Raw genomic sequence first — 14239 nt, 5'->3', positions numbered from 1 at the left:
CGCCTGCCGCTAATAGAGAGTGAGCCCAGTGGATATCCTGCTAATACATCAAGCCTTCTGCGGACCTCAGGATCCTGGCGGAACCCGACACTACGAACTCGCACAGCGAGTCGTCGCAATGGGCCATCGATTCACCGTAATCACAAGCGAGCACAGCTATCTCACCGGAAGGAAAAAGACAGCGCCTCCGGATCAGGCTGAAATCGATCTCCACATGGCTCCGGCGATTGGAGGTTGGCATCAGAGCTACTTCAACCGAATGCTCGCATTCATGAGTTTCATGCTGACGTCGATTTTCACCGCGTTGCGAGTGCAAGATCCAGACGTCGTAATTGGAACATCGCCACCGATGTTTCAGGCTTGTTCGGCCTGGGCAGTTGCAGCTATTCGTCACCGGCCATTCGTTCTGGAGGTTCGCGACCTCTGGCCCGCTTTCGCGATAGATCTGGGAATTTTGCGCAGTCGCTTGCTCATACTTTTGGCGCGGAAGCTTGAAAACTTTCTCTACGCTCACGCCCGCGCGATCATCGTCAATTCGCCTTCTTACCGCGACTATTTGTTGCAGATAGGAATTCCGGATTCGAAAATCTCAGTCATTCCAAACGGCACCGACGTTTCGCTATTTCGGCCGGAAGCTCGCGGGGAAGCAGTTCGAAATGATCATGAACTCACGGGAAAATTTGTGGTGATGTACGCAGGAGCGCTCGGTCTCGCCAATGATATCGATTGTGTGTTAAATGCGGCAGCACGTTTACGCTATCAGACTGACATTGTGTTCGCGCTAGTCGGAGATGGTAAAGAGCTATCTCAGCTGCGGATGCGAGCGGAGTCTCTGGAGCTGAACAATATTCGGTTCATCGCTGCCCAACCAAAGAAGCGAATGCCAGAGGTACTCGCTGCTGCCGACGTTTGCGTCGCAACTTTGAAGGATGTGCCGATGCTGCGGACCACCTATCCAAACAAGGTTTTCGACTACATGGCTGCCGGTAGACCAACGGTGTTGGCAATTGAAGGACCGATTCGCGAAGTGATTGAGAAATCTGGAGGTGGAATGTGTGTGCCGCCAGGGGATGACGCTGCTGTGGCGGCAGCGGTGCTAGAGCTCTACCATCGACCTGAAGTCCGGCAGGAAATGGCGACCAAGGCAAGGTCGTATGTGGTCTTAAATTTTGATCGAGGTTTGCAGGCGGAAAAATTTTTGCACACCCTTGAACGTTGCTATTCGGGCGATACGGCTCCTGTTCAGGAAGAGACTTTACCTTCGCCAGCTCTTAGTACTACGACAGAGAATTCTCTCGATACCATATGACGTCAAACGACCAAATGCTTGATGTTCTGACCAAGACAAAGACGATTGCAGTCGTCGGATTGTCCTCCAATCCCAGGCGCCCCAGCTTTGGGGTGTCACAGTATTTGCAGCGTAAGGGATATCGCATCATTCCGGTGAATCCGAATGAACAGACGGTGCTTGGAGAGAAGTCCTATCGCAGCCTGGCGGATGTTCCCGAGAATATTGATCTCGTCGATGTCTTTCGCCGCCCAGAGTATGTGCCTGAGATTGTAGAGGAAGTAATTCGCTTGAACATTCCAGCACTGTGGCTTCAGGAGGGCGTTGTCCATCAGGCCGCAGCCAAGAAAGCCCGCGATGCAGGAATCGTAGTTGTTATGGATAAATGCATTCTCAAGGAGCATCGCGCCCACGGGCTATAAAACAGCTGCGGATAAGGCCCTCGAAGCTGGTTTAGGAAGTCACGACTCCGAGTCGTGCCGACAAGTGATGCCTCAAGATCGCAGTCCGAGGAGCGTTTCGTAAATTCGAAGAGTATCTGAGTCGAAGCAGCAGAAGATCACTTTTTTGACGCTGTGATTTTTGCCAAAAGCCTTCCTTACTTCTGCAACCGCAATTCTGGCGGCGCGTTCACGCGGGAATCCGTAGATGCCTGTGCTGATTGCCGGAAAAGCCATGCTGACGACATGTAGACCATGTGCGATCTCAAGTGATCGCCGGTAACAAGCGGCCAACAGTCTATCTTCCTGTCTTTCGCCGATGGAAGCGGTTGTGTTTTCATCTCCCTGCCAGACCGGCCCAACCGTGTGAATTACGTACTTTGCACGTAAGCGATGTCCCCGGGTCGCTTTGGCATCGCCGATCGCGCAACTACCGAGCGTCCTGCACTCGGCTAGCAAATCAGGACCGGCAGCGCGATGGATCGCGCCATCGACTCCGCCGCCGCCGAGCAGGGAAGAGTTGGCAGCGTTCACGATGGCATCGACTGCCAGCTTCGTGATGTCTCCCTGTAGAGCTTGGATTGAACGATTCATCCCAGGCTCCTGTCGTGCTCCTGCCAGTAGAATAGCTCGGCGAAATTTTGAACGGGCCATCATGACCATTCCTTTGCGAATCCTCGCTTGTGTTTGCCTGGCTTGTTTCTGTCACGCCCAGGCATTCAAGGAATCTACGAAGATCCCTGCGCCGCACGAGGGTGATTACATCGCACACAACTTCCGTTTCCATTCAGGCGAATCGTTACCCGAGCTGCGCTTGCATTATCTAACGTTCGGCAAGCCGGTTCGCGATGCGGATGGACGAGTTACGAATGCAGTACTCCTGCTTCATGGGACGGGAGGCACTGCACGGCAGTTTCTGCAGCCGCAATTTGCGGATGTCCTGTTTAGCCCTGGGCAGTTGCTCGACATCAACCGCTACTTCGTCATCCTTGACGACGGTATTGGTCATGGCAAGTCGAGCAAGCCGAGCGATGGATTACACTCCCGCTTTCCGCAATACGACTACAACGACATGGTGGCGGCCCAGCACGAGATGCTCGAAAAAGGGCTGAGTGTTAACCACCTGCGCCTGATATTGGGCACGTCGATGGGATGCATGCACTCCTGGATATGGGGCGAAACATACCCGGATTACATGGACGCCCTCATGCCTTTGGCATGCTTGCCCGTCCAGATCGCCGGGCGCAATCGCATGTGGCGCAAGATGGTAATGGATGGAATCCGCAATGATCCGGAATGGAAGAATGGGGATTACACATCCCAACCACGTGCCGCCCTGGAGATTGCAACAGACTTTCTGCTGATTGCAGGAAGTACGCCGTTGTCGATGCAGATCAACTATCCGACGAGAGATGCAGCAGATAAGGATTTAGAGGACTATCGCAACCGAGTAACTCACAGTCTTGACGTGAACGATTTGCTGTACGCCGTGAATGCTTCACGGAACTACGATCCATCGGCACAGCTCGAAAAGATCACCGCGGCGGTTATGTACACCAATTCCGCGGATGATTTCATTAATCCGCCTGAATTGGGAATCGCTCAGCGTGAAATCAAGCGCGTAAGACGCGGCCGGTTCTTCCTAATTCCGACGTCGGCTGAAACCCACGGACACGGCACGCATACTTGGGCGGTTTTCTGGCAAGAACATCTCAAGGAGCTGTTGCAGGAATCGGAACCGGGAAAGTAGAGGATCTGAACTTTTTGCGAGTGAGTACACTATGTTCATGAGCAGCTTGCGTCCTTCGGTCTTGGCTCATTTGGAGTATCAAAAGCATTCTCAGCAGTTGAGAAAGCTAGAGCTCAAAAATAAATTTGAGTACATTTATGCACAGAACGTGTGGGGCAGCTGCGAATCGGTTTCGGGGCTGGGTTCCGAACTGGCAGCCACGCTCCTCTCCGTCGGCAGCTTTCGGAACTCTGCCAGAAATTGCAGATTCGTAGGCTCATGGATGCACCTTGCGGCGCGACTCCGCTTGGATATCGCAGGCTGCTCTGCCGATCGATTCCTATTTAGGAATTGATATTGTCGAGTCTCTGATCGTAAAGAATCGGCAGCTGTATGGCCGCGAGAGTGTTAGCTTTCACTCCGGTGATCTCAGGACGATTGAGCTTCCCGCTTGTGACTTGATTCTCTACCGCGATTGTCTGGTACATCTGAGCGTTGAGAATATCCGTCGCGTGCTCTTGAATTTTCTTCGCAGCGGCTCCAGGTATCTTCTGACAACCACATTTTCCCACAATGATCTCAACATGGACATCGAGAACGGCGACTGGCGGATGCTCAACCTGCGGCAGGAGCCATTCGGTTTTGCGAATCCGATACTTCTGATCAATGAAGAGCGCGAGGAGGTCGATGGAGCGTACAGGGACAAGTCACTAGGACTTTGGAAGCTGGAAAGCCTTAAACGCCTTCAGTTCCTAGCTGACACAGAAATTGCGTCTTAGATGGCCACCTACGGTTCGACTCGACTACGTGGTTCCGGCCGCCCTCGGCCGGTACAAGGCTGAACATGTGCATGTTTTCGAATTAAACGAGTCAGGAATTTATTTATGAGAAGGATTTGCTTACCAAGACAGCTTGGTTCTTCGACTCTGTACCAGCTGAGGGCGGCCGGAACAAAGTAATCAACGAGGCATGGTATTTGAGCAGTGCACAATCAAGCCTCGCAGATTGGCTATCCAGAGTTACTCAAATGCCGCCCGAACCAATATGCCTTCGGTAATCGCGCCGGCGACTCTGGAAAAGTCGGCTGCAAGCACGCGGTCACTATCCACTAGGGCAGTAACTCGCCGTATTGCTGCGTGGGCTTTTTGCAGTCGTGGACTCGTCTTGAGCGGAGCAAGAAACTCAATGGCCTGAGCGACGGCGGCCGCTTCAATCGCAAGCACATGCGTTACGTTAGCAACTACGCGTTCGAGCTTTAATGCCGCACCCATGCCCATGGAGACGTAATCTTCCTTGTTGCCGCTCGTGGTAATTGAATCCACCGAGGCCGGATGCGCAAGGACTTTGTTCTCGCTTGCCAGGGCGGCAGCCGTGACTTGCGGCATCATAAAACCTGAATTGAGTCCAGCGCTGGAAGCAAGAAACGGAGGCAGTCCTTCGTTGAGAGCCGGATTTACCATGCGCTCAATGCGCCGTTCTGAAATTCCTGCCAGAGCGGAAAGCGCAATCGCAAGATAGTCGAGCGCAAAGGCGAGGGGTTCGCCATGAAAGTTTCCGCCGGAAAGTACATCTCCCAAATCGGTCCGGTCATTGGCGCTTTCTCTGCCCCGACGGTTGTCGATGGCAGGAACCTTCGAGGGACGCATTGGCTCGCGTTGGGATCTCGGAAAAGGGAAGACCAGCGGATTATCCACCGCTGAGTTCATCTCGATTTCAAAGACGTGTCGGCAGAAAGCAATCGTATCGCGAACTGCGCCGTGCACTTGGGGAATACAGCGTAAAGAGTAGGCGTCTTGAACCCGATTGCAATCGATGTGCGACTGACGAATTTCGCTGCCTTCAAGCAGTTTCCGTACGTTGCTCGCGCTCTGCAACTGTCCCGAATGGGGGCGAGCCCGATGAATGCGCTCATCCATCGCGACTGTAGTGCCGCGAAGGGCGTCCAGAGTGAGCGCTCCCAGCACGTCGGCAGTATCGACGAGCGTTTGTGCAGTTAGCACGGACAGAGTTCCGACAGCAAGCATTGCCTGCGTGCCATTGATAAGTGAGATTGCTTCCTTCGCTTCCAGTGCGATGGGTTTCACCTGCGCCGCGGCCATCGCCTCTCTGCCCGCCACTTTTCGTCCCTGGAACAGCGCTTCGCCTTCTCCGACGAGAACAAGCGCCAGATGAGCCAACGGAGCAAGATCGCCGCTGGCTCCTACACTTCCTTGCGAAGGAATAATGGGATGCACGCCGCGACTTAGCATTTCGCAGAGCGTGTCGATCACCAATGGACGAACTCCGGAGAATCCTTTGGCCAGAGAATTGGCACGCAACAACATCATCGCCCGTGTGACAGGTTCTGAGAGTGGCGTACCAATGCCAACTGCGTGAGAACGCAATAAATTGAGCTGCAATTCGCAAATCTGCTCGGGCGCTATGCGGACGTCGCTTAGTTTGCCCACGCCCGTTGTCACCGCATAGGCAACGCGATTCTCGCGCACCAACTGCTCGATCACTTCACGGGACGCCAAAACCTTTTCGCGCGCGTCGGGCGTGAGCAATACTGGACGCCGTTCAAATACGACTTCGCGCAGGTCCTCAAGCGCGAGCTGGTCTCCATCGATATGTAGAGCTCTCAAGATTCTCCTAGGGAACTCTTCAGGCTACGCCGGGATACCGGCCGCCATCGACCAAAATCGTCTGACCGGTCACGTAGGAGGCTCGGTCCGAAGCCAGCCACACGATCACATCAGCGACCTCCTCCGGACGCGCAAGGCGGTGCAGCGGAATTTCCTCCGACCACTTCTTGTGTACGTCGGCGATGCTGAGGTTTGCGGCAAGTGCCCGCGTTCCGGCCAGCTCGTTAAGTCGTTCGGTCGCAGTGTATCCAGGCGCGACATTGTTGAAGGTAATGTTCTCCTTGCCAAACTCAATGGATAGGCTCTTCAGCAGTCCAACTACGGCTGGGCGTATGGCATTGGACATAACCAGATCGGGAATCGATCCTTTCACTGAGGTGGAAGTGATGGCGATAAAGCGTCCCCCGCCGTTTCTCTGCATGTGGGGAATCACAAATTTGGCCAGGTTGACGACACTGAGAAACAGGAGATCAACGTTCTTACGCCACTCGTCCAGCTCGATGGAAAGAAAATTCTTAGCGGGAGGACCGCCGGAATTCGCGAGGCAGATGTCGATACGGCCAAATCGTTCGGCTACACGGCGCACAAATGCTTGCATGGAGGACAAATCGGAAACATCTATGCGCTCGGCCAACACCTCGACTTTGTGACGTGCACGCAGCTCCTCAGCGGCTTTGCTCAACTTAGTTTCGTTTCGGGCGCACATCGCCAGGCGCGCGCCTTCTGCAGCGAACTTCTCGGCAGCGGCACGGGCTATGCCTTCACTCGATGCAACCAGCAGCGCAACTTTGTTTTTGAGTCCTGTTTCCATGTAGCCAGATTATCCGGCGGAAGGCGGAGCTTCCATGACATACATTCGATTCGGAGCTCCGGCTTTGATGCCGTTTCTTTCTAAAGAGGCTTTGATTCGCCTGCGCAGCTCACGTCGCACGGCGTGCTGTCTGCCCGGACGGCATTTGACTATCATCAAGTAATCGACCTCTGATCCGCTGACGCGCTCTATGCCGGGCACCTCTGGTTTTCCAACGATATCTTTTCCGTACTCCGGGTCATCTTGCAGATCGGCGCCTACTTCTTTCAGCAACTCAATCACGCGATCGGAGCTTTCCGCGTAGTCCACGGAGACGTGCAATGCAACCTGCGCCCAATCTCGAGTCATGTTCGAGACAATTTTAATTTCGCTATTGGGAATTGAGTGCAGCGCTCCCGTGTCGTCGCGCAGCACAGTCATCCGCAGCGACATGTGCTCGACCGTCCCTTGCACGCCGGCAAGTTTCACGAGATCTCCGAGGTCATAGATGTTATCGATGATGATGAAGAAGCCGTTGATTACGTCCTTTACCAGAGTTTGCGCGCCGAAGCCGACAGCGAGCCCCACAATGCCGGCGCTCGCAAGAAAGGGCTTCACGTCGATATTGAAAATCGGAAGAATCTGCAGGAGAACAAAGAAGAAGATAAGAAAGTTGCCGACGCTCTGCGCAATGGATGCGAGGGTACGCAATTGCGTAGCCCGAATGCCGCTCGGCAGAGCCTCGCGTCGGCTGAAATCCTGTAATTTTCGCGTGAACAGTTTCAGGAGTCGCGAGAAAGCTACCGCTACGATCAGGATTACCAGAATGCGCGGCAAATCGTGTCGCAGCCGCTCGGCAAGGTCTTGATGCCACTCCGAAAGTACATGCCGCCAGATCGGCTCAGAGAAGATATTTGTGCTCAGGATGGGCATGAATGGCGTGGAGCGAAGCTGGATTATAGCAAGCGACAAAGCGATTCTTTGATTGGCCAGACGTGTCATTCCCGGCGGTTATAATCGCGGTATTCCGAATCTGTTGAGGTGCGCGTGCGCAATCCTATTGTTGGCTTCCTGCTGTTTTTCGTTGCGATGAGTTGCTTTCCACTGCAGTCCGACACGAGCACGCAGAATCCAACGCAGGAACCGCAGTTTGGCCGCGAGCGCCCAAAAGATCCCACCGAAGAGAAGATGGAGCGCGACCGCGAGAAGGCGCTCAACAAACAAAGGCAGACATCACTACAAAAAGATACAGACCGCTTAGTTCAACTCGCCACAGAGCTCAAAGAATACGTTGATAAGACCAACGAGCACACGCTATCGCTCGATGTGATCAAGAAAGCTGATGAAATCGAAAAGCTGGCGCGGTCAGTGAAAGGCAAAATGAAGGGATACTGAGCCTGTCGCCTTCGTGCTGCTTAGCTTTTGCTGACGTGCTTCCGACCCGCCGCCCTCGGCCGCTATAAGGTTGAATGAACCGCGAATGCGTTCGTAAGCGAGTTCTTTCCAGAGTTCGTCTGGGCCTACTCGTCTGACTGCGAAGCATTCAGATCTTCGACCTTCTACCGGCCGAGCCGGCCGGAACCACGTAGGCACACAGGATTTCCTGTGATATCTCGTCGTTCAGTGGGGACGAACCGTCACTCACAACTCCGCAACTCTGCTTACAAATCTCTACATTTCTGCGTCCAACGGCGGAGGCTAACCGCACATGTTTAAACGAATGCTGCTCGCAATCCTTGCGATCGGCGCACTGATGTTGAGCGCGACCGAGTCGTATGCACAAGGTATCTTGAACCTCCCGCGCGCCAGCCAGCATGCGCTGGTCACGCAGCGCGTTGGCATTACGGATATCTCCATCAACTACAGCCGACCTTTGGTGAACAATCGTCAGATCTGGGGCAAGCTTGTGCCCTATGGTCAGGTGTGGCGCGCTGGAGCGAATGAAAACACCACGATCGAATTTAGCGATCCGGTGATGATTGAAGGCAAGCAGCTCGCAAGAGGAATCTATGGTCTGCACATGATTCCTGGTGAGAGTGAATGGACTCTGATCTTTTCCAAGGCGGCTACGGCCTGGGGAAGTTTCTCGTACAAACAACAGGAAGACGCGCTGCGAGTCTCAGTGAGGCCGCAACCCAGTGAATTCCGCGAGGCTCTGGTTTATGACTTCGATGATGTGAAGCCGGAGTCAACTCTCGTCAGTATGCGCTGGGAGAAGGTCACTGTCCCATTCCGGATCGGCGTTCCGGTTGCTGACGTTGTTCAGGCCGATTTGCAGAAGCAGCTTCGCGGTGGATCACAGTACATTTGGGAGAGCTGGGATGAAGCCGCCAACTATCTGCTCGCCAGCAAGATGAATCTGGCGGAGGCGCTCGACTATGCCAATCACTCTATCCAAGTGGAATCACGCTTTGACAACCTGCTGACCAAATCTCAGGTTCTCGAGGCTATGGGCAAGAACGATGAATCGGCCCCAGTCCGAGCTCAAGCACTTGAACTGGCTAATGCTATTCAGGTCCATGGCTATGCTCGGCAGTTGCAAACCCAAGGACATCAGGATCAGGCGCTCGAACTGTTTCGCACAAACGTGAAGAAACACCCGAACAGCTGGGTTGCGCACAACGAAGCTGCTCGCCTGTCAGTTGCGCAGGGGGATTTCGACAACGCCGTAAAGGAAATGAAGATCGCAGCCTCGGACGCTCCTGATATCTATAAGCCGGCCTTAAGCAGTCTGGTGAAGCGTTTGGAGGCGAAGGACGACATCAATAAGTAGAGAGACAAGTGGATCCGGGCGCGCTCGCCTGTACTTTGACTTTCGCTTTTCAACGAAAAATTTGAAAGCGGTATCCGAGTCAGTTGGCCTTTGTGGCGCCAAGAGTAAACACCCGCGCGAGGGTGGCGGGATCCACGTTCTAGCGCCTGTCACTTGCGTTATGCTGACGAGATGCGTTGTAAGCGCCCAAACCGCGATAATGAGTTGGTGCAGATTGTCGATGTTGCACTTATCGATGTTGCTCGTCGCGCGGGCGAATGGCTGGTCTGCCGCCCAGGGTGCGCGCAATGTTGCATCGGAGCTTTTGCCATTAATGCGCTGGATGCAGCACGTTTACGCGAAGGATTTACCGAGCTGAAGCGTACCGATCCAGATCGCGCAAATCGAGTTCGGCTACGGGCAAAAGCATACATTCAACGAGTTGCCTCGCAATTTCCCGGTGATCCCAAACTAGGAATTCTCCACGAGAGTGAAAACGCACAGGAGAGATTCCTCTCCTTCGCGGATGATGAAGTATGTCCCGCTCTCGATCCACAATCAGGGGCCTGCGATCTTTATCAATACAGGCCGATGACTTGCCGTGTCTTCGGACCACCTGTCCGCAATGAGGGCGGCGGCCTTGGGATTTGCGAGCTATGCTTTCACGGCGCGAGTGATGCTGAGATCGCCAGTTGCGAGATGAGACCTGATCCCGAGCATCTGGAGGATTCGCTATTAGCCGAACTTACGGACTCTGGAGAAAGTGGCAGCACGATCGTCGCTTACGTGCTGGCTAACTGACGATGCTTCTCAAGCTACTCCAGATTGGTGAACCAGTCTTGCGCGATAGGGCGCGACTGCTTGTTGAAGAAGAGATTCTCTCGGGTGCCATTCAGGAACTGATCGACTCGATGCACGAGACCTTGCGGGATGCACCGGGCGTCGGTCTTGCTGCTCCGCAGATAGGATCGGCGATCCAGCTCGCGATCATCGAAGATTCGCCGCAGTATTGGACGGAGCTGTCCGCAGCAGAAATCAATGCACGGGAGCGGACTGCTGTTCCTTTTCACGTAGTTATCAATCCGAAGATTACCGATGCGAGCGAGCCCTCAGCGGAGTTCTTCGAGGGCTGCTTGAGTCTGTCTGGATTTACCGCTCTCGTGCCGCGCTCTCGAGAAGTGGTGGTGCAATGCCTCGACGAGCATGCGCAACCGCGAATAATTCGGGCATTCGGTTGGTATGCCAGGATTCTGCAGCACGAGATTGATCACCTGAACGGAACCATTTATATCGATCGCATGCACACGCGCAGCTTTATGTCGCTTGATAACTACAAGCGGTATTGGAAGAGCGAAGGGCTGGAAGACATTCGAAGGAGATTTGCTTAAGCCGTTCACATGCCCTAAACGAAATCGTTATTCCTTGTTGTCACGTTGTTGGACGGGGAGGAAGCATAGGCGTAACGAGAGATACTGAAGTTGGTCCCGAATCAGGAATTCACTGATAATGCTGTAATTCACTGTTCCTGAAAGCGAAACTGCAGATTTTGGGTAGGATGCGACAATCTTCAGGTGAAACTCGAAAAATTCGCTGTTATTTTCACTCTTCTCGAGAATATTAGGATTTTCCGATAGGCACTTTTACTTGCCACTGACTAAGAATCTCGCCACAGCGATCACTTAATAAACGCCTTCAAGACATCATTCAGCGCGATCAGACCGACGACCTTCCGGGCATTGGCGCGATGGGTCACCGGTAAGAATGGCCACTGCGAAATGTGCCGTAAAGCAACTTCGAGGCTGTGGTCTGGGTAAAGCTGGGGCATGTGCGGTTCTGGGAGAAGACTCGCAACCGTGAGTTCATCGGGACCCTGTCTTACCGCCTCGCGCAGAGTTTGAACAGTCACGCTTGACCAGCCAAAAGGCGGATCGTCCACCAGAATCTCGGAGGAGCCTTGCTCTTTTGCCAGTTGGAGAGCTTCTTCGGCTGAAGCTTGGGAGTCGACAACGGGAACGTCCACAGGACGCATGGCGTCTTCCACCCGCAACACCCGCTCTTCGCGCTGCTCCTCCATCGAAGGCAGACCAAGTCCATCCTGTTGGCTGAGCAGATCAAAAATGGGAATAGGCTGAAGGTTACGTGAGATCAAGTAAGCAAGGGTATTCGCAAGAATCACAGGAACAATGATCGAGTAATTTCCGCTGACCTCAAGCACCATAAAGACGGAGGTCATAGGAGCGCGGAGGAAGGCAGCGAAGAGCACGCCCATGCCCACCAGCGCATAAGTTCCGATGGAGCCGGTGAGATGAGGAAAGAACAAGCGTTCTACTCCACCCACAGCGCCACCGAGCATGGCTCCGATGAAAAGTGTCGGTGCGAACATTCCCCCCGGCGTGCCGCTCACGAACGAAAGCACGGTGGTAAGAATCTTCAGGCTGGCCAAAATTGCCATGATCTTCCATGGAAACTGGTCGTGCATCGCGTGATCCATGAACTCGTAGCCTGCGCCCATTACTTCAGGACGTCCGGCGAGCGCGATGGCGCCGATGACTAGTCCCGCCAGCGCGGGTTGAAAGATCTGTGTCCATCGCGGAAGGGCTTTCATGCGTGGACGAAGCACTTGAATAGCCCTGGCGAAGACCACCGAGGCAAGGGCTCCGACAATTCCCAATGCGGCGTAAGCGAGCAATTCGCTCGGGGCTATAAACTGCACTGCCGGAATGCGAAACAGGGGCTCGGATCCAAGAAAGTAGCGAGCCACTACGACGCTCGAAACAGCAGACAACACCACAGCGCCGAGAAGCCCTGCTGTCCAGCGCCCGATTACTTCTTCGATGACAAACAGAATGGCGGAAATGGGTGAATTGAACGCAGCCGCTAGCCCTGCAGCGGCGCCAACTGGAGCGATCAGGCGCAGCCGGTCTTTGGTGAGCTCGAGTCGGCGACCAAGAGCGGATGCAATCGACGCTCCGACTTGCAGAGATGGATCTTCAGGGCCCAGTGACTGTCCAGAACCAATGGCAAGAGCCGAGCAAATGAACTTGCCGATCGCAGTCCGAAATGGGATGTAGCCGTCATAAACGTAGAGCGCAGACTTGGTCTGGTTTACCCCGCTGCCACGAACTCGGGGAAAAACAAACATCACCAGTATCGCAACTACAAGTCCGGTTGCAGCAGGGGCCAACAAAATCCGGGGGAACGAAGGAGTTAAGGAGGAACCCATCAGCTCAATGCGGAGGAACTCGATGGTGATGCGAAAGCAGACCACCGCCAGCCCCGAAAAGATGCCGATGAAGATCGCGATCAGCAGAAAGAAGCGCTCACCTTGAGCAGGAGCTTCCGCTGCGGGCGAGCCGCCAATTGAAAGTGGGCTGTTCACCGGGATGTCGGTAGTATCTATCACCGTTGCAGCTCCCCTCCACCTTGGTATATGCGAAGCATGGCCTGGTCTTCAGGAATTGGTGCACCACATCCGCTCTTCTGCTCAATGCTGGTGATGAGCGAGGCGACCGGAGCGAGTAATTGCACGAGCCCTGAATTGTTGTATGTACCGCGAAGCTGCCTGTTCAGATAATTCCATTGCGAATGGGTGAGTTGGAGCGGATCACCGCTGACCGTATCGAGGTCGACATCGTGAGCATCGGCACATCGTCGTAATCGTTTGTCGGCGATACCCATCGCGAGAACGAGGCGATGACGGCGTTCAGTAGCAGGGATACTGCTCTCGAATGGATTCAGTTCAATCACCGAGGTGACAAGCTCAATCATCTGCGAAGTCGAAGGATCGTCGTGCAGCGCGGACGCTCCTTTGAAGTACTCCAAAGCTTCGTGATATCGGCCCAGACGAAACGCTGCCCATCCGGCTCCGAGCAATGCGGCCACATCCCGACGGTTAGTGCGCGATGCCGCGATGTAGAAGTCGAGCGCGTTGCGATCATCTCCCAGTTTGGTGAATGCCCGTGCAACCCAGAGTTGAGCGTTCGGAGTATTCGGCATCTCTGCTGTGTAGCTCATGAGCTCGCCGCGTGCTTGCGTCTTCAGATCCGCGCCGATGAGGAAGTTGATCAGTTCCTGCCTGACTTGCTGCCGTCTCGAAACGGGGTCGGAATCCCAGGCGCCGTAAATTGCGCCATTAAAGTAACGTCTTGCCTGGTTCGCATCATTGTCCTTGGCAGCAAGACGGGCCAGCTCCAGGTTGATAGAGCCGTTGCCGGGCTCTTCGTCGAGAAGGTTAAGAAAATATGACCGAGCTTCGGGCACGCGATCGGCTGCGGCAAGGGCACGAGCGAGGTTGAATACATAGCGGGGATTCTGGTGGGAGTAGAAAACGGCGGCTCTTAGGTCGGGAACAGCATTTTGCGGTTTCCCTTCATCCAGCTCCTCCTGACCTTGCTCGAACCAATAGCTGCTCAGGTTGTGCCGCTTCTCCTCAAAGCGCCGGCTGATAGTGAAGGTAAACGCGAAAAAACCTGTGGCAAACAGCGACAATGCAAAGACATAGATCGGCCTGCGAAGGGCCCTGATTCTGTCCTTCGCCGCCCGAACACGGGTAGCCCATTTGCGTTTTGGGGGAGCCTTCATCGCCGCTAACTACAACCATAGCATCTAGTTACGTT

13 protein-coding genes and 1 pseudogene are annotated in these 14239 nt (G+C 54.3%); 8 read left to right on the top strand and 6 right to left on the bottom strand.

From position 1 onward, the window contains the following. Positions 1-28 precede the first annotated feature (28 nt). Both DMG62_13500 and DMG62_13495 read left to right on the top strand, forming a co-directional pair. Complete coding sequence (locus tag DMG62_13500) at positions 29-1309, top strand: glycosyltransferase WbuB (GenBank protein ID PYY22472.1); 1281 nt, start codon at positions 29-31, stop codon at positions 1307-1309. Next, entirely contained in the window at positions 1306-1710 is a 405-nt protein-coding gene (locus tag DMG62_13495) for a CoA-binding protein (protein PYY22471.1), read from the top strand. Before DMG62_13500 ends, DMG62_13495 begins: the two co-directional genes overlap by 4 nt. 72 nt (positions 1711-1782) lie before the next feature. On the opposite strand, the gene DMG62_13490 is transcribed toward DMG62_13495, so the two are convergent. Beyond that, positions 1783-2322 carry an O-acetyl-ADP-ribose deacetylase gene (locus tag DMG62_13490; protein ID PYY22470.1) on the bottom strand — a complete coding sequence of 180 codons (540 nt, stop codon included), beginning with the start codon at positions 2320-2322 and terminating at the stop codon, positions 1783-1785. Positions 2323-2383: 61 nt separating this feature from the next. On the opposite strand from DMG62_13490, the gene DMG62_13485 reads away from it, so the two are divergent. Then, a complete protein-coding gene (locus tag DMG62_13485) occupies positions 2384-3478 on the top strand; it encodes a hypothetical protein (protein ID PYY22469.1) in 1095 nt (364 codons plus the stop codon). A 37-nt stretch (positions 3479-3515) separates the two neighbouring features. Continuing rightward, positions 3516-4236, top strand: a pseudogene (locus DMG62_13480) (hypothetical protein). A 240-nt stretch (positions 4237-4476) separates the two neighbouring features. Here DMG62_13480 and hutH read toward each other — a convergent pair. From hutH to DMG62_13465, 3 genes are read right to left on the bottom strand one after another with little or no spacing between them, the layout of a single operon-like run. Continuing rightward, positions 4477-6081, bottom strand: a complete 1605-nt coding sequence (gene hutH, locus DMG62_13475; protein PYY22468.1) for a histidine ammonia-lyase — start codon at positions 6079-6081, stop codon at positions 4477-4479. 19 nt (positions 6082-6100) lie between these two features. Beyond that, positions 6101-6892, bottom strand: a complete 792-nt coding sequence (locus DMG62_13470; protein ID PYY22467.1) for a 3-oxoacyl-ACP reductase — start codon at positions 6890-6892, stop codon at positions 6101-6103. A 9-nt stretch (positions 6893-6901) separates the two neighbouring features. Continuing rightward, positions 6902-7873: a mechanosensitive ion channel family protein gene (locus DMG62_13465; protein ID PYY22466.1), complete on the bottom strand. Its 972-nt coding sequence runs from the start codon at positions 7871-7873 to the stop codon at positions 6902-6904. 45 nt (positions 7874-7918) lie between these two features. Here DMG62_13465 and DMG62_13460 point away from each other — a divergent pair, with 45 nt between their 5' ends. From DMG62_13460 to def, 4 genes are all read left to right on the top strand, one after another. Continuing rightward, positions 7919-8266, top strand: coding sequence for a hypothetical protein (locus tag DMG62_13460; protein PYY22465.1), 348 nt, complete (start codon positions 7919-7921; stop codon positions 8264-8266). Positions 8267-8690: 424 nt separating this feature from the next. Then, positions 8691-9644, top strand: coding sequence for a hypothetical protein (locus tag DMG62_13455; GenBank protein ID PYY22488.1), 954 nt, complete (start codon positions 8691-8693; stop codon positions 9642-9644). Between the two features lie 171 nt (positions 9645-9815). After that, complete coding sequence (locus DMG62_13450) at positions 9816-10424, top strand: zinc/iron-chelating domain-containing protein (GenBank protein PYY22487.1); 609 nt, start codon at positions 9816-9818, stop codon at positions 10422-10424. Positions 10425-10426: 2 nt separating this feature from the next. Next, the gene (gene def / locus DMG62_13445) at positions 10427-11011 is read left to right on the top strand and encodes a peptide deformylase (GenBank protein PYY22464.1); all 585 of its coding nucleotides are present in this window, start codon (positions 10427-10429) and stop codon (positions 11009-11011) included. Between the two features lie 287 nt (positions 11012-11298). On the opposite strand, the gene DMG62_13440 is transcribed toward def, so the two are convergent. Beyond that, positions 11299-12984, bottom strand: coding sequence for a chemotaxis protein CheA (locus DMG62_13440; protein PYY22486.1), 1686 nt, complete (start codon positions 12982-12984; stop codon positions 11299-11301). Positions 12985-13022: 38 nt separating this feature from the next. Beyond that, entirely contained in the window at positions 13023-14204 is a 1182-nt protein-coding gene (locus tag DMG62_13435; GenBank protein PYY22463.1) for a hypothetical protein, read from the bottom strand. Between the last annotated feature and the right edge of the window lie 35 nt (positions 14205-14239).

The organism is Acidobacteriota bacterium (genome assembly GCA_003225175.1).
In the GTDB taxonomy this organism is placed as follows: domain Bacteria; phylum Acidobacteriota; class Terriglobia; order Terriglobales; family Acidobacteriaceae; genus Gp1-AA112.
This window is presented reverse-complemented; position numbering and strand designations above follow the sequence as displayed.

Coding starts and splice junctions, on each gene's coding strand:
- DMG62_13495 (PYY22471.1), top strand. CDS start 1,306: ATGACGTCAAACGACCAAATGCTTGATGTTCTGACCAAGACAAAGACG.
- DMG62_13490 (PYY22470.1), bottom strand. CDS start 2,322: ATGAATCGTTCAATCCAAGCTCTACAGGGAGACATCACGAAGCTGGCA.
- DMG62_13485 (PYY22469.1), top strand. CDS start 2,384: ATGACCATTCCTTTGCGAATCCTCGCTTGTGTTTGCCTGGCTTGTTTC.
- DMG62_13470 (PYY22467.1), bottom strand. CDS start 6,892: ATGGAAACAGGACTCAAAAACAAAGTTGCGCTGCTGGTTGCATCGAGT.
- DMG62_13465 (PYY22466.1), bottom strand. CDS start 7,873: ATGACACGTCTGGCCAATCAAAGAATCGCTTTGTCGCTTGCTATAATC.
- DMG62_13450 (PYY22487.1), top strand. CDS start 9,816: ATGCGTTGTAAGCGCCCAAACCGCGATAATGAGTTGGTGCAGATTGTC.
- def (PYY22464.1), top strand. CDS start 10,427: ATGCTTCTCAAGCTACTCCAGATTGGTGAACCAGTCTTGCGCGATAGG.
- DMG62_13435 (PYY22463.1), bottom strand. CDS start 14,204: ATGAAGGCTCCCCCAAAACGCAAATGGGCTACCCGTGTTCGGGCGGCG.